A 19,510-nucleotide genomic window follows, 5' to 3' on the forward strand; every position below is an offset into this window, starting at 1 on the left:
GTGACTAGGCGATCATGGCCGATTGTCTGGTTATCGTACGAGCCTGCATATGAAATTCTCGTTTCGCCTGTTGTTTTGCGTGCTGGCGGCATTCAGCGCCGGTTGCGCCACCCAGCACAGCAGCCCCCCGGCGCCAATCACTGTCATCGCCCCAGCGCCGACGCCGTTGCTGCTGATCTCCATCGATGGCTACCGCGCGGACTACATCGAACGCGGCCTCAGCCCCACCCTGGCGATGCTGGCAAAAAACGGCGTGCAGGCAGCTTCGATGCAGCCCTCGTTTCCGTCGCTGACCTTCCCGAACCACTACAGCATCGTTACCGGCTTACGCCCGGACCATCATGGCATTGTCAATAACACCATGATCGACGCCGAGCTCGGCAAGTTTTCACTGAGTAACCGCGCGGCCGTGAGCGATGGCCATTGGTGGTCCGAAGGCACGCCGCTGTGGGAAACCGTGAGCCGGCACGGCCTGAAAAGCGCCACCATGTTCTGGCCGGGTTCCGAAGCCGATATTCACGGCATGCATCCCGATTACTGGAAACCCTACGACGGCAAGGTGACTGCGGCACAACGAGTGGATCAAGTGTTGGCCTGGCTCGACCTGCCGGCCGGTGAGCGCCCTACTTTTCTGACTTTGTACTTCGACGCCGTCGATCACGCCGGCCACGATTTCGCCCCTGATACACCGCAGGTCGATCAGGCGCTGCGCGAAACCGACGCCGCACTCGCCCTGCTCGTGCAAGGCCTCCAACAACGCCAACTGTTCGACCGCATCAATATGATCGTACTGGCCGACCACGGCATGGCATCGGTCCCGGCAAAGAACAGCATCCGGCTCGACAAACTCGTCCCGCTCAACCAAGTTGAATCCGTCAGCATGGGTGTACTCGCCGGCTTCAATCCGAAATCGAACGATGCGCTTTCACTGCAGCATTTCGCCAAGATCACCGCGAAACTGGAAAAGCCGCAAAAGCACATGCAGTGCTGGGACAAATCACGGGTACCGGCCCGGCTGGTCTATGGCAGCAACCCGCGCGTGCCGCAGTTGCTGTGCCTTGCAGACGTCGGCTGGCGTATCAGCACCACCGACTACCTGGCCACGCACAAAGGCAAGCTAAGCCTGGGTGAACATGGTTACGACAATGCCGACCCGAGGATGCAAGCCGTGTTCATAGCGCACGGCCCGGCGTTTCTCGAAGGCATCCACGTCGATGCGTTTCCGAATGTAGACGTCTATCCATTGATGACCCACCTGCTGGGCTTACCGGCCGCCAGCAACGATGGCGATTACGAGGCCGTGAAGGGCATGCTCAAATAGCCGCCTGTTCATGGATGTGCATCCAGCCACGGCGCCAGGGATATATGCCAGATATTGTAGTTGCCGTTATCCCAGGCGTTCTGGCGCACCGCATCGGCCTGCGCCTGCGCAAAGCCGCGCGGAAACCGCACCGGCATGGTGCGCTCGCTGCTGAAATAAAGCGTACGGTGATCCGGCCCTAGCCGGGCCTCGGCATCGGACCCCATGCTGTTGACGGTTGCACCTAGCCAGATAGGCGCATGCCACTGGCCGTGATCGCGAAAAGCGATAAACAGATCCATGCTGCGCTCGGGCATACGAGCCGAGCTGAATACGATAAAAGATTCATCCGGCGCCACCGCTGGATCGACATCGCCTATACGCCCATCGCTGAAAGGTAACGGTTGTCCGGCCTCCCAGGTGCCCTCTCGGTACTGCGAACGGAACAGGCGGAATTTGCCGGTCTCCGCTTGTGGATGCATGTAATACACGCTGCCGTCCGCGACGATGCTTGGCGCAAAAGTCGCCGTACTGCTGTTGACCGTGTCCGGCAAACGCTCCGGCGTACTCCACCCCGTGCCCTGGCGGCGTACCAGCCACAAGTTGCCGCCGTTTTGCTTGCCGCCCTGGTACGTACCTTCGATCGGTACACCACCTGCATGCGCCGGGCGATTCGACACAAACACCATATAAGAGCCATCAGGCGCCATGGTCGGCTCAAGGTCGTTCCACGCGCCTGAAAACGCCGCTACCACCGGCTGTGACCAGGTATCGCCGCTACGCCGTGAAACCAGAATGATCGACTGCGCGCCGCTGCTGCGGCTGAAGTAAACCGTGTTGCCATCAGGCATGAATGCAGGCGCCGAATCATGCGCCGGACCTGAGATCACACCCGGCGCGAATATTTCCGGTACGGGTTCATTCGCCACCTCGGCAAAAGCCGTGGATGAACCGATCAGCATCGTGACCAGGCACAGCAAGCGAAATCCAAGCGAGGGATACATCATTTCGTGGCTCCATGCGTTGCTTGCCGCGCCTCAAGCCAAGGCAGCAATGAAATGCGCCATATATGCCGAGTCCCGTTGTCCCAATTTTGCATGCTCGCCACAAAGGTATCGGCCTGCGCGGGACTGCGTGGATAGCTCACCGGCGCGCTACGCGAGCTGCTGAAATAGAGCGTATGCCCATCGATACCCAGGCGCGACTCGATATTGCCGCCCGCGCCATTGACCGCATCGCCCAGATCCAGCGGCGCGCTCCAGCCATCGCCTTGACGAAACACGATCTGTAGGCGGTTGCGATCCTTCTTCAATGGATGACGCTGGCTGAACACCATGAAGGACTGATCCGGTGCTATCGCCGGGTCCACCTCTTCACTATCGGCATCACCTGGCGATAGCGCTTGCGCGGCCAGATAACGGCCATGCGCATAAGTCGAATGCCAAATATGAAAATTGCCGCTGACTGGATCCGGCTGCATGAAATACAGACTGCCGTCTGCGGCGACGCTGGGCGAAAACACGCCGGTGTTGCCATTGATGATCGCCGGCAGATGCTGTGGCGCACCCCAGCCATCGCCGTGCCGATCCACCCGCCACAAATTGCCGCCAGCGCCCGGCCAGGTCTTGCCGTTGAATACGCCATCCAACGGCTGCCCCCCGGCGGTTGCAGGACGGCTTGAGGCGAACAGCAGAAACGAACCATCCGGTGCCATCGCCGGCTCAAGATCGCCCCATTGACCAGAGAACGATGCCACCTGCGGTGCGGACCAGGCCTCGCCTTGGCGATGCGAGACCATGATGGTCGACGCCTGCGCCGTGGCACTGGTGAAATACACGTCGCGGCCATCCGGGCTGAAGGCTGGCGCGAATACGTTGGTGCCGGCCGAAATCACTCCGGGTGCAAAGACCTCCGGTGTGATCCCGGAGGGTGACGCGGCATTCGCAGCAAGCGCCAGAACAGCCAACAGACAGCCTGCAATCGGTCGTGACATTACGTCATTCCTGTGAGTGGTGTGCCGGCGGTCATACCGGCCTGATGACAATGACAACGTTGCGCCAACGTTGGGCATCACTTCGTTCAGCCCAACCTACGTGCCGGCGCGAATGCGTTGGGTGCAGAGACTTCCGACGTAATCCCGGAGGGTGACGCGGCATTCGCAGCACGTAGGTTGGGGTGAGCAAAGCGAACCCAAACATTTGCGCCTAACATTTGCGCCTAACATTGCGCCCAACGTTGGGCATCACTTCGTTCAGCCCAACCTACTCGGAGCGCTTACTCAAGTATCAACAACCAGCCTTTACCGGGTTCGAGCGGAATCGCGTCACCGGGTCGAAACGTCGCGGCCGGTTGGAAATTTTCTACCGCCGGCGCTGTCAGCTTCAGCTTGCCTGGCTGCAAGCCCAGTGCCTTCCAATCGATCTTCAAGCTCACCGTGGTTTGCTGCGGCGCCCATGAGGCCAGGGCGATCATGGTTTTGCCCTTGCGCACATAGCTGGTAGCGAGCACGTCGTCGCGCCCGGTCTGCACGGGTGCGTCGTGTACCCACCAGCCGATCATGTCCGCCTGCTCGATACCGAAGCTGTCCCACAACTTCCATAGCGGACGAGGATCGCTACCGGCGGACCAACCCAGCCGGCTGGTCATGCCGAACAACATGCCGCGCCATGGATTGCCGTCGTGCTGCAGCATCTCGCCCATCAGGCCATAGGGGATACCGGACATTTCGGTAAGCCAGTAGCTAGGCGAAGTTTTCTCGTAATCGAACTCCTCGCCAAACCACAGCCGGTCGATATAAGGGAACAACTCCATATACAACAAGGCGCTGTTGATATGGCCGTCGCGCGGGTTGTATTGACTGGCCGAATGCAGGTCGATCAACGGCTGTTCGCGATGTCGCTGCAACACTTTGCGCACGCGTTTCATGGTGGTGCGGTCGTAAGCCACATCGTCCAGATACAGGCCATCGATGCCGACGTTGCGGGCAAGCCAATCCAAGCCTTCGATGTAGTAGTTATGCCAACGACTCTGGCCGGCGTTGATGATCGCCGCATCGCGATTTTCCGGTACGTGCCAGGCTGCGATGTAGTCGCCGTTGAGATGCTCTTGCAACCAGGAGAAGCCACCGCCCTTGCCTGCGCTGATAACCTCATGACCAAGGCTTTCAAGCATCGGCAGCTCGGGCGCGCGATCGGATACTTCGCGAATCGTGTCGTAGATCTTCACCTTCATGCCGCGTTGATGCGCCGCGTCGATGTAGGCGCGCATCTTGTCGGCTTCCAGGAACGGGTAGTTGATCCATGGATTGATCGGCGTGGCGTGATGAATATTCACCACATCCGCACCATCGCGCTTGATCTCATCGAGATCACTGTACTTGTGGAAATAGCGAGCGGCGAAATGCTCCGCCGGCTTGATCGTCTTGAATGGCGTTACCCGCATCACGATGTCGTAGCGCAAAGTCTGCCCGGCCGCCATCGTGCGCCCGCCGCTGAACGCAGTGACCATATAACGTGCGCCATCGCGCTTGAGCCTGACTCCGCCCTGCCCGCCGTTGTCCCACGAGGTGGGCATCAACAAGGGCTTCTGATGATAGAAATTGGTATTGAGCGGACGCTGGTAATGCTCGTCGCGCAGATGAAACTCCAGGCCGGCATTGGTCGTACCGATCCAGGCACCGTCCTGATTGTTTTCGACGTTCCAGATCCAACTGAAATCGACCGGTGCGCGATCGCCTTGCCGCCCGAGGCCAAGTTGATACTGCGCCACCTCGCCGCGTAGCGGAATCTCCAACCGAATATCGCTCAACGTGATCGGCTTGTCCGCGGTCAAGGCAATCGCGTAACTCAACGTGCCATCCGCCTCCAGGCTGGCTTGTACCTCGCCCTGCAAGGGGCCTGCGTTACCGTTGATCTGCCAATGCACCCTGCCCGGCCCGTCCTGTTGCACAGCAGGCCGATGCGCAGCGCTCAATGCATGCACGCCGGCGGCGTCCTGCACCAATAACCGCATCGGTGCCGCCAGCATCGCCTGTGGCTGTTTGGCGAAGCCGGTCATGCGCTGATCGAAATGGCTGTCGATCTGTGCCGGCAATCCGCTGGCATCCAGCTTTACGTCGCGGCCCAAAATGCCCAGCGTCGAACCTTTCACGCTGACCGCAGTGAATGGTTTCACCAGCGTATCGTCTTGCGCCAGGGTCGAGTTCATCCAGCGCAGGCGGCTGAGCTTGAAGGGCTGATCGTCGCCATGCGCGACGGCGGCAGCCGCGCCCACCGTAATCGCCAGTGGCACACGCTGCGCAGGTACGCCATCGGCGCTGATCGTCAATTCGCCGCGATATACACCGGGCTTCGCATCGGTGGGAATGTCCAGGCCCATCCACAATGGCTGCACTCGCCCTTGCGCCACATTCACGCGGGTGCTGAATGGCTGGCCTGCGTAGTCGATGCCACCGAGGTTGAAACAGGTCAGCGCCCTGGCCGGAATGATGGCGTCAGCGGGGCCCTGCAAGTCGGCAAAGCTGACCTGCACATTAGCCACCATAGCCTGCGGCGCCCATAGACCGACCTGAAAGCTCAGGTACTCGCCGCGTAGTGCTTCGTCGCTGAATTCACCACCCGCACCCCGCTGCGCCCAACGCTCGGGAATGGTATCGAGCATGCGTATGGGATTGGCGCGCGTTTCTGGAAACAGCAGCAACGTTGCGGCAGCGTTCGACGCCAGTAGCGCCTGCAACTCAACCGGTGTCGCGGTGCGCTCCATGGCGGTATAGGCGTCGAAATCATCGACGGCTTCGTAGCCAAGTACGCTCGCCTGCGGCAGCCGTTTCCACGCTTGGGCATCTTTGCCGACCTTACGCACCCATGCGGAATCAGCACTGTCTTTGGGCGCCGGATAAGTCACGGTGGGATAGTTGCTGCGACCGTTGCTGAGATACGATTGGTAGTAAATCGCATAGACGCCAGCCTGCGCCGCCTGAAATACCAGTTCGCCGCTGGCGCGATCGATGCTGCCGCGCAGCACATTAGCAATCACCTTGCCGTCCGGCCCGGTCACGATCACCGCGACTTGTTCGGGATGAGCATCGCGACGACGCCAAGGCAAGATAACGTGCACGGCGTCGGCAGCCTTCTCCACCCGTGCTGTATAGCGGTGATTGCCATAGCTTTGCGCGTCCCAGCGCAATACAGGTTGCTCGGCCTGTGTTGCCATGGCCATGGTTGCACCGCTCAGTGCAGCCATCGCGAACATGCACCGCGTCATATGGCCTTGAAGGCGCCGTTTGCTCACTCTATTCCCCTCTGCCTTGATGCCATTCGCAACTTATGAATCTCAAGGTTTAACGCGGCATATGCCAATCAGCAAGAGCAAGAAGTCATGCACTGCGATCACTGCGCAAGACGCGAACCGCTTCAGTGTCGCCAGCGGCATCGCGACCGGTGATCCATCCAAAGGCAGCGATGCCGACGATGATCGCCAGCGCGCCCAGTGCTGCGTAGCCGTGCGGCCAGGCCTCGTGCAGAAAGAGCGCACCGAGCATCGTGGCGAAAAGCAGCTCGGCCGCCTGCATCGCTTCCACGGCGGCCAATGCACCGGGCTCGCGCCGCACCATATCGGTGGCGCGGAAAAACAGCACCGTGGCAATCGTCCCCGATGACAGCGCCACACCACCGGCCAGCAGCATTTCGCGCGGCCCCGGCGGCCCGACGGTAAACCATGCGATCACGGCGAACAGCAGCCACAGCGGCCAGCTACACAAAGTCATGCCAAAGACCCGCTGCACCGCATTCAACTGTGTTTCGCCATGCTCCAGATGCAAGAGCAACATACGATTGCCCAGTGGATAAGCAAACGCCGACAAAACCACGGCCGCTATCGCCAGCCAGTCGCCAAGACCAAGCCGCCCTTGCGCATGCCCCAACTGCATCGCAAATACACCCCCGACAATCAAAACGCCGATGGCCAGGCTGCGCCAGGCAAGCCGGCGACGCTCATCGCGATAAATCAACGGCGCCAGCAACGGCCCAGCCAGCACGGTGGTTTGGAAACTGCCGGCGACCAGCCATGACGGCCCACTGCTCGCCGCCCAGGTCAACGGCACGCCAAACAATACAAAACCTACGCTGCTCCATAGCCACCATGTTCGTGGGTACTGACGCAGCTCCTTGGGCAGTTGCCCGAGCCCGCCCTGCCAGGGCAAGACCAGCGCCAACATCGGCAAAGTGAACAAGTAACGCAGAATGACCGCCCATGCCCAATGCCCGCCGCCTGCCACCAGACTGCGGTTAAGCACGTAGGTCAAGGTAAAAAACAAGGCAGCGCAAAGCGCCAACCCCACAGCGGCGAGAGCGTTCGAGCGCATCGGCATCCGGCAGGCAAAGATGAAGAAGTGCAGTGTGGCAAATCGAAGCGCCCTTGCGTACGGCGCGGCGATAACCCGACTAGACCGGCATCCGAAATTGCACCTCAAGCCCGCCGCCCTCGGCATTCTTCGCGCCCATGTCGCCTCCATGGACCTGCGCCACGCGTTGCGCGATCGCCAGACCCAGACCATGGCCATCGGCACGCGCCGCATTGCTGCCGCGAAAGAATGGCCGAAACAACAGAGTCAACTCGTCAGGCGGAACACCGGGACCATGGTCGCGTATCGACACCGTGGCCTGGCCGTGTGCCGCCTGCAACCGGACTTCGACGACACCATGCTCGGGACTGAACTTGATCGCATTCGCAATCAGATTATCCAACGCACGCTCAAGCAACATGGCATTGCCGGTTACGGTCACGGAGGCCACGTCGGACATCTGCATTTGGATGCCTCGTGCGCCGGCTTCGACTTGGGCTGCGTGCAAACGCTCGGCCACCAGTTCGCCGAGGTTAAGCCGCTCGCGTTCGATACCGGGCAAGCCGCCCTCAAGGCGCGATAAGGCGAGCATCTCCGCCGTCAATCGATCCAGCCGGCCGATTTCACGCTCGGCATGTTGAAAATGCGCCGCCGCTTCGCTGGCATGCGTGCTGTGCTGGGCAAGATCAAGAATCAACTGCAGCCGTGCCAGTGGCGAGCGCAGCTCGTGCGAAAGATCCTGCAATACACCGCGGTCGTGGGTAATCAGCGTCTCGGTACGTTCCGCCATCGCATTGAAGTCGCGCGCAAGCTGACCAAGTTCGTCGTGCTTGGCGCTCCATCGCCGGCTGACCCGCGCGGAGAACTCACCGGCGGTCATTCGCTGTGTCGCATCGCGCAAGGCTTTGACAGGGCGAGCCACGCTGCGCGCGATCCACCAACCGGCGGCACCGATCAACAGCAACGAGAGCCCCAATTGCACGGCCAGCAGAACCTGCTGCCGGGCATGCGGCGGCAGTCTTGCACGCGCACTGCTTGAGGCGACCAATTGACGGTGGCCATCGCTGCCGCTCACTTGCTGTACGACCACTTCGTAGCCCGGCCAGGGCTTAAGTACGATATCGCGCTGCTCGCCAAGCCATACCGGCAGCGATCGCCGAATCGATGGCAATAGACGAATCTCGCGCAGCGCCCGGCCATCCTCATACAGGGTCGCCTCGATGCCGTCTTGGCGCTGTTGTCGCGCCCAGTCATCAAGCGCGATTGCACCACCACTTTCATAGGCTTGATTCGCCGCTTGCGCCAACTCGGTCCAGTTCACTTCCTGAATCGTGGAATATTCAATAAAGCGACGGGTCAGGAAACCGCCCAGTAGCAGCACCAACAGATTGACCGTGCAGAAGCCGATCAGCAGACGCCAAAACAACGGACTCTTGAAGGAGTTCATGGCCGCGAACCCGCGCCGGTTACCAGCACATAACCGGAACCACGCACCGAATCGATGCGCGGCGCTTGCGCCGAAGCCTGAGTCAATTTCTGCCGTAACCGGCTCACATGCACGTCGATGCTGCGATCGAAACGCTCCAACTCGCGCCCCAGCGCCGCACGCGTCAGCGTGGCCTTGTCGATCACTTCACCGCTGCGTTGGGCAAGCGTAAGCAGCAATAGAAATTCGGCACCCGTGAGTATCAACTCCTGCTCGTTGACATAGGCACGGCGCTCGCCCGGCAATAGCCGTAGATTGCCCACGCTCAACGCAGCCGCGCCTTCCACCGTATGCCGCCGTAACTGGGCGCGCACGCGCGCCAGCAATTCACGCGGCAAACAGGGCTTGGATAGATAATCATCGGCACCCAGTTCCAGCCCGACCACACGATCCACCGGCTCGCCCCGCGCGGACAGCATAATCACCGGCAAGCGGTACTGCAGGCGCAGTTCGCGCAGCGTATCGAGCCCATTGCGGCCCGGCATCATCACATCGAGTATCAGCAGATCGGGGCGCAAGGCCGGGTCGCGTAATTGCTCCAAGGCCCCCGCGCTGTCGTGTACCGCCTCTACCTGCATACCTTCGCGACGCAGGTATTCGGCCAGTAAGGCGCATAGCTCGCGGTCATCGTCGACGATCAGGATTCGGGACATAGCTGGGTTTTGGACAACAAGGGGAGCCGAGTTGGCGCAAACCTAAGCCACATAGGCCCATGCATGGCTCGTCTTTACGCATCTTTACCTACGCGCAATGATCTTATACGCGTTAATGTCATCCAATGTGGTGCAAGTTGATCCCACCCCACAGGAGCACTTCACATGCGCAAGATCATCCCGCTTTCCATTCTTCTGACCACCGCCCTTGCCTGCTCGGCGCTGGCGTTCGCCGCACCCGATGGCGAGCATTTCGGCGGCCAGGGGCACGGTCATGGCCATGGCGGCGAGGGTTTCCGCGAGTTGCAGAAACTCAACCTCAGCGACGCTCAACGCGCCAGCATCAAAGACATCGTCAAGCAGGGCTTCGCCCAACTCAAGCCGCAAATGCAGGCCGTGCGACAGCAGCGCAGCGCGTTCGAGGCATTGACCCCGGATTCGCCGAACTATCAATCGGCCGCAGCCAGCCTGGCGCAGGCCGAGGGGCAACTGACCGTTGCTCGCCTGACCCAGCGCGCGGCGCTGAAAGCGCAGATCTACGCGGTGCTGAACAGCTCGCAGAAATCGCAGTTGGCCACACTCAAGGCTGCGCATGAAGCACGCAAGCAGCAGTGGCAGCAATTCAAGACGCAGAACCCGCTGCCTTCGACCAACCAGCCGGCGCAGTAATACGGCAGCCCTCCCCCTGCTCATGCGGGGGGAGGGGTTTTACCTCGACTTCAAGCTTTATGCGCAAGCTCTGGGGTCGGCACCGCATCCACCCATACTTTCGGCGCATAGCCGCTTGGCTTACTGCCTACCGCCACACCGCCGTGGATACGTGTCTGCTGCTTATCGGCGTACATGTAATACGGAAACGGCGTTGCAGGTGCGCTGGCGGCATCGAGCTTGACGCGCAGCTCATACGGCAACTCGAAATCCAGCGCGGCAAGGTTGTCATCCAACTGGGCCAGCTTGGTCGCACCGATGATGACCGAGCCAATACCCGGCTGGGTTGCCACCCAATTCAAAGCCACTTGCGCCATCGGCCGACCGATCTCCATGGCGACCGAGTCCAGCGCGGCAACGATCCGCCAGTTGCGCTCGGTAAAGCGATCAAAACCGGGCGCGCCGCTTATTTTGGCGAGACGCCCATCGCCCGTGCCACCCGCTTCGCTGGGTCGATATTTACCAGACAGCAGCCCCATGCCCATAGGGCTCCAGGCGGTAATACCCATGCCCAGCTCGGTCGCCAACGGCACGAACTCATGCTCGATATGCCGCTCGATCAGCGAGTATTCCAACTGCAGGTTGACCAGTGGCGTCAACGCATGCGCCTCGGCCCAGGTCTGTGCGCGCGCCGCATACCATGCCGGCACATCGGACAAGCCGGCATAACGGATTTTGCCGGCGCGCACCAAGTCATCCAGCGTGCGCACGACTTCTTCGGCCGGGGTGATGCGATCCCAGGTATGCAACAGATAAAGGTCGATGTAGTCGGTGCGCAAACGGCGTAACGACCCCTCTACCGCACGCATGATGTTCTTGCGGCCATTGCCGCCCGCGTTCGGGTTGCCGGGTTGGGCGTTGTAGCTGAACTTGGTCGATACCACCACGCGATCGCGCACACCGCTGTCGGCGATGAACTTGCCCAGCAGGCTCTCGCTGCTGCCTTCGGTGTACAGGTCGGCAGTGTCGATGAAATTGCCGCCGGCTTCGAGATAGCGATCGAACATGCTGCGGGCGGTGTCTTCCGCCGCGCCCCAGCCCCAATCGTCACCAAAAGTCATGGTACCGAGGGCGAGGCGGCTGATGCGCAGGCCGGAACGGCCAAGGGTGTAGTACTGATGCAAAGACATGCTGGGCTCCTGTCGAATGTCGATATGCGGCGCGTGCCAATTACTGAGCGAGGTATCCGCCGTCCATCACCAGACCTTGTCCACTGAAGAAACTGGCTTTGTCCGACGCGAGAAACAGCACGGCCTCAGCCACTTCTTCACTGGTGCCGATGCGGCCCGCCACGGTGTTGTTGGCGAAACCGTATTTGCTGTCATCGTTACCCCACAGGCGATCCTGTAGCGACGTGTCGATGATGCCGGGGTTCACCGCATTGATCCGAATGCCTTGCGGGAAATACTCCAACGCCGCCGTCCTGGTCAGACCCATCACGGCATGTTTGCTGGCGATATAGACCGCGGCATTCTGAAATCCGATGTAAGCGCCGACCGACGAATTGTTGATGATCGCGCCGCCACCGGTTTTCAACATCGCGGCGATCTGATGCTTGAGGCCCCAGAACACACTGCGCACATTGGTGTTCATGACCTGCTCGAAGTTGTCGTTGCTCTGCTCCAGCAGCGGAGCGATCTGCCCTTCGATGCCGGCATTGTTGAAAGCGATGTCGAGCCGTCCGTATGTGCTGATCGCCGTGTCGATCAGCCGCTGCATGTCTTGCTCTTGCGTTACATCGGCCTGCACGAAAATCGCCGTGCCGCCGGCTGCGCGGATCGAAGCGGCGACCGCCTCCCCTTCGGCGTCCCGGCGCGCCGCCAGCACCACCTTGGCGCCCTCACGGGCAAAGGCCCGTGCCGTGGCTGCGCCGATACCTGACGATGCACCAGTAACGACGACGACTTTATTACCTAAATTGAATCCCGAGATGGTCATGAGTCCTGCCCTATGTGGTTGATGGGGCGTAGCTTGGTACTTGCCATTTCAAAGAAAAATATGGATCTTGTGCATGCTTTATTAAGAAATACTAACTAATAGGCAAACCCGGCCATGTCCGATGATTTCAGCCCCGCCTTACGCGCGTTCCGTCTGATAGCGCGCTATGGCAGCTTCACCCGAGCCGCGGCCGAGCTGGAAGTAACCGCCTCGGCCCTGAGCCAGACCTTGCGCCAGCTCGAACAACGCGTAGGCGTGCGCCTGCTACAGCGAACGACACGCAAAGTGGGCCTGACTGAAGCCGGTCAAATCTTTTTGCAGCGAATCACCCCGGCGCTGGGCGAGATCGACGCGGCGATCGACGAGTTGCGCCAGCATGGCGGCCGCCCCACCGGCACGCTGCGTATCACGGTGCCGCAAGGCATTCTCGATTGGCTGATAACGCCGGTACTGTCCGAGTTTCTGCGCGCCTGGCCGGATTTGAAGCTGGAGATTCACTCCGACAATCGCCTCGTCGATCTGATCGCCGAGGGCTTCGATGCCGGCATTCGCCTGGGCGAGCGGTTGGCGCGCGATATGGTCGCGGTGCCCTTGGGCGGCCAGCAACGTTCAGTGGTCGTCGGCTCGCCCGCCTACTTTGCCGAGCACGGCCGACCGCAGCATCCGCATGATTTACAGCAGCACGCCTGCGTGCGTTTTCGCTACGCCAGCAGCGGTGCGATCTATCGCTGGGAGTTTGCCCACCCTAACGGCCCCACGAAGGGGCAATGGTTTGAAATGGATGTCGACGGCCCGCTCACCACTAATGAGCCAGGCATGGCATTACGCGCCGCAGTCGACGGCGTGGCCTTGATGCACGCCACCGAACCGATGGCGCATGAACTGATCGCCAGCGGCCAGCTCGAAACCGTACTGGATAACTGGCTACCGCCCTTCGACGGCTTTTATCTGTATTACCCAAGCCGCCTTCAGGTACCGCCCAAGCTGCGTGTATTTGCCGATTTTCTGCGTCAACGCATTGCAGCCGTAGGCTGACTCGGCACCGCACGATTACTTTGTGAATGTCGTACTTGCAGTCATGTTTGGTAAACACCGTAAGCAGCGTGGTGTAACAACCAGCCCGATCATGGATGAGAACCTATAGGACATCGAAGAACGTCGCCTTCTATCTAGGCACTCTTCGCACGCTCAATGGCATGCGTAACTCGATGAATCAAACGCGCGGCAACGCGAGCCGTGCTGTTGTCACGATCAAAAGGCGGCGAAAGCTCGGCGACGTCCATCACCGCAATTTTTCCGGTGGCCGCGATCGCCGCCAACAACGGCTCGATGACCTCCATCGGCATGCCACGTGCGCTAGGTGCGCTGACGCCGGGAGCCATCGCGGCGGGCAGTACATCCAGGCAGATGCTCAGATGAATAACGTCTACCGATTTCAACCGCGACTGCAACGCTTCGATCTGTTGCGACAGGCTGAGCAAGGTCAGTTCATCGTCGTGCCGGTAGTACACCGCATGCTCGTCGGCGGTGCTGAACAGTTGCCGCGTATTGGCCGATGCACTGACACCCAGGCAGAAATACTCCAGCGCCAGACCGTGCTGTGCGGCGTGTTCGATCGCCTGCAGAAACGGCGTCCCCGAACTGCCCTGCTCCTGCTTGCGCAGGTCGAAGTGAGCATCCAGATTGATGATCGCCACTCGCGGCTTGGAATACCTCTGCTTGCCATTGACCAGGAGATGTCGGGCCAGACCCTGATAGGTGGCAAACGCGATTTCATGCCCGCCACCTAAACCGACCGGCACGTGACCGGCATCCAGTGCTTGCGCTATCCGCTCGGCAAAGCGCCATTGCGCCCCCTCCAGATCGCCGTCGCCGCAGGCCACATCACCGGCGTCATACAGCGGACTTTCGTTCAGCACGGGGAGATTGGACAGCATCGAGCGCAACGCGACAGGCCCGGCAGCGGCCCCCACTCTGCCGCCATTGCGGCGGATACCCTCGTCACAGGCAAAGCCCAGCATGACAACACCGGGTGGCGCGCTCGTTTCGACAGCACGCACGACCTGATGCCAGCGCCGCGCATCGCCGCTCACGGAGGGATCGACTCGCCCGCTCCAACCCTCCATTACAGGGTCACCGGGCGCTGCGGCACGTTCAGGCCGCTTACTGAGGTGATGGCGTGGTGAAAAAGGCGGCTGGTCTCGCTCATATAAGGCTCCCGTGCGTAGGCCACGCAGTGTAGCCGGCTGCATTTATCTCGACACCTTTCCTGGCCCATGGCTGCTGCATAATGCCCACATGGCCAAGAAGACGAACGAGCACACCCCAAAGCTGTTGGTGCGCCAGGCGACTCCCGCCGACGTGCCAGCCCTGGTCGAACTGACCGGCCGCGTCTATACCCCGGAATGGGGCCATTCGGCGGAAATGCTGCGATCTCAGCAAACGCATTTCCCCGAGGGGCAGTTCGTCGTCGAGTATGAAGGCCGATTGGCCGGCTATTGCGCCACCTTTCGCATCGACGAAGCCACCGCGTTGGCGCCGCATACCTGGATGCAGATCACCGGCGGCGGCATGGCCTCGCGGCATAAACCCGATGGCAACTGGCTCTACGGCATGGAGGTCGTAGTACACCCCGATTTTCGCGGCATGCGCATCGGCCAGCGCCTGTATCAGGCGCGTAAACGCTTATGCACCGATCTCAAGCTGCGCGGCATCGTGTTCGGTGGGCGCATCCCCGGACTGGCGAAAAACTTCTCTCGCTACGGCAGTGCCGAGGCGTATGTGCAAGCGGTGGTGGAAGGCAAGCGCCGCGACCAAACCTTGAGCTTTCAGCTCGGCAACGAATTTGAGCTGATCGGCTTGTTGCGCGGCTATGTGCAGGGGGATTACGAGTCGCTCGGCTATGCCGCGCATCTGGTGTGGCGTAATCCGCGCCTGCTCAATCAACCGGATATTCCGTCGATCCCGTCACCGCAGCATCTGCCCGACTCGGTACGCGTCGCGTCGGTGCAATACCTGCAACGCCGCATCAGCTCGTTCGAAGAGTTCGCCACCCAGGTGGAGTACTTCACCAATATCGCCGCCGACTACAGCGCCGACTTCGTCACTTTTCCCGAACTGATAACGCTGCAGTTGCTGTCGATCGAGAACGAAGAACTGTCGCCGGTCGATTCGATCCGCACGCTCAGCCAATACACGCCGCAGGTGAAAGAGCTATTCAGCCGATTGGCGGTGCACTACAACATCAACATCATCGCCGGCTCGCATCCCACCGAGATGGATGCCGGCGAAATCCACAATGTCTGCTATGTGTGTCTGCGCGACGGCTCGATCCACGAACGCGCAAAAATTCACCCGACGCCGAGCGAGCGCACCGTGTGGAACATCATCGGCGGCAACAGTGCCGCTACCGTGCAAACCGATTGCGGCCCGATCGGTGTGATGATTTGCTACGACGCGGAATTTCCCGAGGTGGCGCGGCATCTCACCGACCAGGGCGCGCTGATTCTGTTTGTACCGTTCTGCACCGATGTCCGCGAGGGTTATCTGCGCGTGCGCTATTGCTCGCAGGCACGCGCTATCGAAAACCAGTGCTACGTGGTGCTCTCTGGCAATGTCGGCAATTTGCCTGGGGTAAACAATTTCGACATTCAGTACGGTCAGAGCTGCATCCTCACGCCAAGTGATTTTCCTTTCGCGCGCGACGGTATTGCAGCCGACTCCACCCCCAATATCGAAACCGTACTGTTCGCCGACTTACGCCTGGAAAACCTGGCTCGCGCGCGCAACTCCGGTGCCGTGCAGAACTTGAAAGATCGCCGCTTCGATCTGTACGAAACACGCTGGGCCCGTAAACCGGATAGCGGCGCATGACCCGCAATATCACGACGACAACCATCGCAAGCCCACATAACTGCATCCCCAATGACAGCACCCCACATGACTTCAATACCAGCACGCTGGGACTACCTGCTGCTCGACGCCACCCTGGCCACCTTCGCCAACCATGCCCCCTATGGCTTGATTTCCGATGGCGCAATCGCGCTGCAGGACGGACACATCGCCTGGGTCGGCCGCCGCGACGAACTGCCCGCCGACGCATCGTCGCTGGCTCACCATGTCCAGCATCTGGACGGCGCCCTGGTAACCCCCGGCCTGATCGACTGCCATACCCATCTGGTGTTCGGCGGCGATCGTGCACACGAATTTGACCTGCGCCTCAACGGCGCCAGCTACGAAGAGATCGCCCGCGCCGGCGGCGGCATCGTCTCCACCGTCAAGGCCACCCGCGCTGCCGACGAGGATGCGCTATACACGCAATCGCTGCCGCGTGCACAAGCACTGCTTGCCGATGGCGTCACCACCATCGAGATCAAGTCCGGTTACGGCCTCGATCTCGACAGCGAACGCCGCATGCTGCGCGTGGCGCGACGCATCGGCGCCTCGCTGGGTATCACGGTGCGTACGACCTTTCTCGGCCTGCATGCCTTGCCGCCCGAATACAAGGAACGCCGCGCGGACTATGTCGCCCTGGCCTGCGACCACATGTTGCCTGCGTTGGCCGCTGAGGGCTTGGTCGATGCGGTGGATGCTTTCTGCGAAAACATCGGCTTCAGTCGCGAAGAAACCCAGCGCATGTTCGAATGTGCCAAGGCGCTGGGCTTACCGGTAAAGCTGCATGCCGAGCAATTGTCTGATCTCGACGGCGCCGCGCTGGTGGCTCAATACCATGGCCTGTCCGCCGATCACCTGGAGTATCTGAGCGAATCGGGGGCACAAGCCATGGCCGCTGCCGGCACTGTAGCCGTACTGCTGCCCGGCGCGTTCTATGCGCTGCGCGAAACCAAGCTGCCGCCGATCGACCTTTTGCGCAAGCACGGCGTTGCCATGGCCGTCGCCACGGATTGCAATCCCGGCACCTCGCCCTTGCTATCGCTGCGACTGGCCGTAGGCATGGCTTGCACACTATTTCGACTGACCCCGGAAGAAGCTCTGCGCGGCGCTACCGTGCATGCAGCCAGGGCGCTCGGCCTCGACGATCGCGGCACGCTGGAGGTGGGCAAGCGCGCGGACCTGGCGATCTGGCAAGTCCGCCATCCGGCTGAAATGTGTTACTGGATCGGTGGGCCGCTGCTGCGACACACCTTGCTGGCAACTCATGAGCAAGCTGCTTGAATAACGCCAGGGCCGCGCTCCGCAATCGACTATGAGGTATGGGCATGGAATATGACTTCATCGTCGTCGGCGCCGGCTCGGGTGGCTGCGCCGTCGCTGGACGACTAGCGCGGCTACGCCCACAGGCCCGTATCGCCTTGCTCGAAACCGGACCTGGTGACGACAGCTTTCTGATTCGCATCCCCAGCGCAATCGCACTCGTTGGACCACGCCGCAATGCGCGCAACTACGGCTACGAAACGGTGCCGCAGCCGGGCTTGAACGGCCGTCGAGGTTACCAGCCGCGCGGGCGCGGACTCGGTGGATCAAGCTCGATCAACGCCATGATCTATATCCGCGGCCAGCACGATGACTATAACGACTGGGTGCGGCAAGGTTGTAACGGCTGGAGCTGGGATGAGGTGCTTCCCTACTTCAAGCGCAGCGAGGACAACCAGCGCGGCGCGGATGCCTGGCACTGTAGCGGCGGTCCGCTGCATGTAAGCGACTCGCCCGATCCGAGCCCGTTTTCCACATGGTTTGTCGAGGCCGCACAGCAAGCCGGATTCCCGCGGAACGATGATTTCAACGGTGCAACACAGGAAGGCGCCGGCCTTTATCAAAGGACGATCAAGGATGGTGAACGCTGGAACGCAGCGCGTGCTTATCTGTATAGCGCGCCATTGCCGAATCTGGATGTACTGAAAAACACCCAGGCGTTGCGCATCCTGTTCGAGGGCAAGCGTGCGGTCGGCGTCGAGATCGAGCGCGACGGCCAACGCAGCAATCTACGGGCGCGCGCCGAGGTGGTATTGGCCGGCGGCGCATTCGGCACGCCGCAATTGCTGATGTGCTCTGGCGTCGGGCCGGCCAAGGAGCTCAAGACGCTCGGCATTCCCGTGCTGCACGACGCACCCGAAGTCGGCTTGAATCTGCACGACCATCTCGACTTCACCACCTGCCACCGTGTACGCAACTCCGACTTGATCGGCTTCTCCGCCAGCGAGCCGCTGCGCATGATTCGTGAAATGATCCGCTATCGCCGCGAGCGCCGCGGCATGATCGCGAGCAATTTCGCCGAAGCCGGTGGTTTCTTCAAATCGGACCCATCGTTGCAACGTCCAGACCTTCAACTGCATTTCATTGTCGCCATCGTCGATGACCATGCCCGTAAGCTTCATCTGGGTACCGGCATCACCGGCCACATCTGTCCGCTGCAACCGAAGAGCCGTGGCAGCGTCGCGCTCGTCAGTTCAGATACTCGTGTTGCGCCGTTAATTGATCCCGGCTTTCTGAGTGCGCCAGAAGATCTCGACGTGCTGGTGCGTGGCGCTCGCCTCATGCACAAGATCATGCACGCGCCGGCACTGGCTGCGGCCAAGCCCGAAGACATGTATCCGATGAAGACAACGGACGACGAGCTGCGTGCGGAAATTCGCCAACGCGCCGACACCGTTTATCACCCCGTCGGGAGCTGCCGGATGGGCAGCGATTCCAACAGCGTCGTCGACCCCGAGCTACGCGTGCGCGGTGTCGAGGGTCTACGCATCGCCGACGCCTCGATCATGCCGAGCATTGTCAGCGGCAATACCAACGCGCCAACGATCATGATCGGCGAGCGCGCTGCTGATTGGCTGGCGGCAACGGGCCACTGAAATTTGCCGGCCCTGCCGATCCGGCCTGGGTTCGGCAAGCAGCCACCCACAAAAAACCCCGCCAGGCGGGGTTTTTGTCGTGCCATAAAACCAGCCGGCAGTTAAGCCGACTTTTTCTTCGGCGCGGCTTTCTTGGCGGCGGCTGGCTTGGTCACCGTTTCCTTGGCGCCAACGACAGCAGGCTGCGCGCCATGCACACGGCTGTTGCCATAGCTGCCACGGTAAGTTTTGCCGCGACGGGTCTTGCGATCGCCCTTGCCCATGGGAGTTTCCTTA

Annotated in this window: 16 protein-coding genes; 6 read left to right on the plus strand and 10 right to left on the minus strand. The window is 60.9% G+C overall.

Annotated features, from left to right (window positions below; genetic code table 11):
* Positions 1–49: 49 nt before the first annotated feature.
* Positions 50–1,321, plus strand: coding sequence for an alkaline phosphatase family protein (locus DVJ77_RS01985; RefSeq protein WP_114843766.1), 1,272 nt, complete (start codon positions 50–52; stop codon positions 1,319–1,321).
* 8 nt (positions 1,322–1,329) lie between these two features.
* Here the strand turns inward: DVJ77_RS01985 and DVJ77_RS01990 are convergent, their stop codons facing one another.
* The 6 genes from DVJ77_RS01990 to DVJ77_RS02015 form a co-directional block, all read right to left on the minus strand.
* Complete coding sequence (locus DVJ77_RS01990) at positions 1,330–2,307, minus strand: TolB-like translocation protein (RefSeq protein WP_114843767.1); 978 nt, start codon at positions 2,305–2,307, stop codon at positions 1,330–1,332.
* The gene (locus tag DVJ77_RS01995; protein ID WP_114843768.1) at positions 2,304–3,293 is read right to left on the minus strand and encodes a TolB family protein; all 990 of its coding nucleotides are present in this window, start codon (positions 3,291–3,293) and stop codon (positions 2,304–2,306) included. Before DVJ77_RS01995 ends, DVJ77_RS01990 begins: the two co-directional genes overlap by 4 nt.
* A gap of 281 nt (positions 3,294–3,574) precedes the next feature.
* Positions 3,575–6,550 (minus strand): glycoside hydrolase domain-containing protein, encoded by a 2,976-nt coding sequence (locus DVJ77_RS02000; RefSeq protein WP_114843769.1) that lies wholly within the window; start codon positions 6,548–6,550, stop codon positions 3,575–3,577.
* A 124-nt stretch (positions 6,551–6,674) separates the two neighbouring features.
* Positions 6,675–7,661: a DMT family transporter gene (locus DVJ77_RS02005; RefSeq protein ID WP_114843770.1), complete on the minus strand. Its 987-nt coding sequence runs from the start codon at positions 7,659–7,661 to the stop codon at positions 6,675–6,677.
* A 79-nt stretch (positions 7,662–7,740) separates the two neighbouring features.
* Positions 7,741–9,087 carry a HAMP domain-containing sensor histidine kinase gene (locus tag DVJ77_RS02010; protein ID WP_114843771.1) on the minus strand — a complete coding sequence of 449 codons (1,347 nt, stop codon included), beginning with the start codon at positions 9,085–9,087 and terminating at the stop codon, positions 7,741–7,743.
* A complete protein-coding gene (locus tag DVJ77_RS02015; RefSeq protein WP_114843772.1) occupies positions 9,084–9,779 on the minus strand; it encodes a response regulator in 696 nt (231 codons plus the stop codon). The genes DVJ77_RS02010 and DVJ77_RS02015 overlap by 4 nt, the downstream gene beginning before the upstream one ends.
* A 165-nt stretch (positions 9,780–9,944) precedes the next feature.
* On the opposite strand from DVJ77_RS02015, the gene DVJ77_RS02020 reads away from it, so the two are divergent.
* Positions 9,945–10,448: a Spy/CpxP family protein refolding chaperone gene (locus DVJ77_RS02020; protein ID WP_114843773.1), complete on the plus strand. Its 504-nt coding sequence runs from the start codon at positions 9,945–9,947 to the stop codon at positions 10,446–10,448.
* 50 nt (positions 10,449–10,498) lie between these two features.
* On the opposite strand, the gene DVJ77_RS02025 is transcribed toward DVJ77_RS02020, so the two are convergent.
* Complete coding sequence (locus DVJ77_RS02025) at positions 10,499–11,617, minus strand: aldo/keto reductase (RefSeq protein ID WP_114843774.1); 1,119 nt, start codon at positions 11,615–11,617, stop codon at positions 10,499–10,501.
* Positions 11,618–11,657: 40 nt separating this feature from the next.
* Positions 11,658–12,425, minus strand: coding sequence for a glucose 1-dehydrogenase (locus tag DVJ77_RS02030; protein ID WP_114843775.1), 768 nt, complete (start codon positions 12,423–12,425; stop codon positions 11,658–11,660).
* 114 nt (positions 12,426–12,539) lie between these two features.
* On the opposite strand from DVJ77_RS02030, the gene DVJ77_RS02035 reads away from it, so the two are divergent.
* Complete coding sequence (locus tag DVJ77_RS02035) at positions 12,540–13,460, plus strand: LysR family transcriptional regulator (RefSeq protein ID WP_114843776.1); 921 nt, start codon at positions 12,540–12,542, stop codon at positions 13,458–13,460.
* 134 nt (positions 13,461–13,594) lie between these two features.
* Here DVJ77_RS02035 and hutG read toward each other — a convergent pair whose 3' ends face one another.
* Positions 13,595–14,677 (minus strand): formimidoylglutamase, encoded by a 1,083-nt coding sequence (gene hutG, locus DVJ77_RS02040; RefSeq protein ID WP_318530895.1) that lies wholly within the window; start codon positions 14,675–14,677, stop codon positions 13,595–13,597.
* Positions 14,678–14,723: 46 nt separating this feature from the next.
* Between hutG and DVJ77_RS02045 the strand changes: the two genes are divergently transcribed.
* The 3 genes from DVJ77_RS02045 (at position 14,724) to DVJ77_RS02055 (ending at position 19,234) form a co-directional block, all read left to right on the plus strand.
* Positions 14,724–16,298, plus strand: a complete 1,575-nt coding sequence (locus tag DVJ77_RS02045; protein ID WP_114843778.1) for a bifunctional GNAT family N-acetyltransferase/carbon-nitrogen hydrolase family protein — start codon at positions 14,724–14,726, stop codon at positions 16,296–16,298.
* A gap of 66 nt (positions 16,299–16,364) precedes the next feature.
* Positions 16,365–17,600 carry an imidazolonepropionase gene (gene hutI, locus DVJ77_RS02050; protein ID WP_114843779.1) on the plus strand — a complete coding sequence of 412 codons (1,236 nt, stop codon included), beginning with the start codon at positions 16,365–16,367 and terminating at the stop codon, positions 17,598–17,600.
* Positions 17,601–17,644: 44 nt separating this feature from the next.
* Positions 17,645–19,234, plus strand: coding sequence for a GMC family oxidoreductase (locus DVJ77_RS02055; RefSeq protein ID WP_114843780.1), 1,590 nt, complete (start codon positions 17,645–17,647; stop codon positions 19,232–19,234).
* A 101-nt stretch (positions 19,235–19,335) separates the two neighbouring features.
* Here the strand turns inward: DVJ77_RS02055 and DVJ77_RS02060 are convergent, their stop codons facing one another.
* Complete coding sequence (locus DVJ77_RS02060) at positions 19,336–19,497, minus strand: 30S ribosomal protein THX (RefSeq protein WP_114843781.1); 162 nt, start codon at positions 19,495–19,497, stop codon at positions 19,336–19,338.
* Positions 19,498–19,510: the final 13 nt, after the last annotated feature.

The organism is Dyella tabacisoli (assembly GCF_003350925.1).
Lineage (GTDB): Bacteria > Pseudomonadota > Gammaproteobacteria > Xanthomonadales > Rhodanobacteraceae > Dyella_C > Dyella_C tabacisoli.

Excerpts from the sequence above, each read along its gene's own strand:
- DVJ77_RS02025 (WP_114843774.1), bottom strand. The coding sequence starts at position 11,617 with ATGTCTTTGCATCAGTACTACACCCTTGGCCGTTCCGGCCTGCGCATC.
- DVJ77_RS02035 (WP_114843776.1), top strand. The coding sequence starts at position 12,540 with ATGTCCGATGATTTCAGCCCCGCCTTACGCGCGTTCCGTCTGATAGCG.
- DVJ77_RS02030 (WP_114843775.1), bottom strand. The coding sequence starts at position 12,425 with ATGACCATCTCGGGATTCAATTTAGGTAATAAAGTCGTCGTCGTTACT.
- hutI (WP_114843779.1), top strand. The coding sequence starts at position 16,365 with ATGACTTCAATACCAGCACGCTGGGACTACCTGCTGCTCGACGCCACC.
- DVJ77_RS01990 (WP_114843767.1), bottom strand. The coding sequence starts at position 2,307 with ATGATGTATCCCTCGCTTGGATTTCGCTTGCTGTGCCTGGTCACGATG.
- DVJ77_RS02010 (WP_114843771.1), bottom strand. The coding sequence starts at position 9,087 with ATGAACTCCTTCAAGAGTCCGTTGTTTTGGCGTCTGCTGATCGGCTTC.
- DVJ77_RS01995 (WP_114843768.1), bottom strand. The coding sequence starts at position 3,293 with ATGTCACGACCGATTGCAGGCTGTCTGTTGGCTGTTCTGGCGCTTGCT.
- DVJ77_RS02020 (WP_114843773.1), top strand. The coding sequence starts at position 9,945 with ATGCGCAAGATCATCCCGCTTTCCATTCTTCTGACCACCGCCCTTGCC.
- DVJ77_RS01985 (WP_114843766.1), top strand. The coding sequence starts at position 50 with ATGAAATTCTCGTTTCGCCTGTTGTTTTGCGTGCTGGCGGCATTCAGC.
- DVJ77_RS02000 (WP_114843769.1), bottom strand. The coding sequence starts at position 6,550 with ATGTTCGCGATGGCTGCACTGAGCGGTGCAACCATGGCCATGGCAACA.
- DVJ77_RS02055 (WP_114843780.1), top strand. The coding sequence starts at position 17,645 with ATGGAATATGACTTCATCGTCGTCGGCGCCGGCTCGGGTGGCTGCGCC.
- DVJ77_RS02060 (WP_114843781.1), bottom strand. The coding sequence starts at position 19,497 with ATGGGCAAGGGCGATCGCAAGACCCGTCGCGGCAAAACTTACCGTGGC.
- hutG (WP_318530895.1), bottom strand. The coding sequence starts at position 14,677 with ATGCAGCCGGCTACACTGCGTGGCCTACGCACGGGAGCCTTATATGAG.
- DVJ77_RS02005 (WP_114843770.1), bottom strand. The coding sequence starts at position 7,661 with ATGCGCTCGAACGCTCTCGCCGCTGTGGGGTTGGCGCTTTGCGCTGCC.
- DVJ77_RS02015 (WP_114843772.1), bottom strand. The coding sequence starts at position 9,779 with ATGTCCCGAATCCTGATCGTCGACGATGACCGCGAGCTATGCGCCTTA.
- DVJ77_RS02045 (WP_114843778.1), top strand. The coding sequence starts at position 14,724 with ATGGCCAAGAAGACGAACGAGCACACCCCAAAGCTGTTGGTGCGCCAG.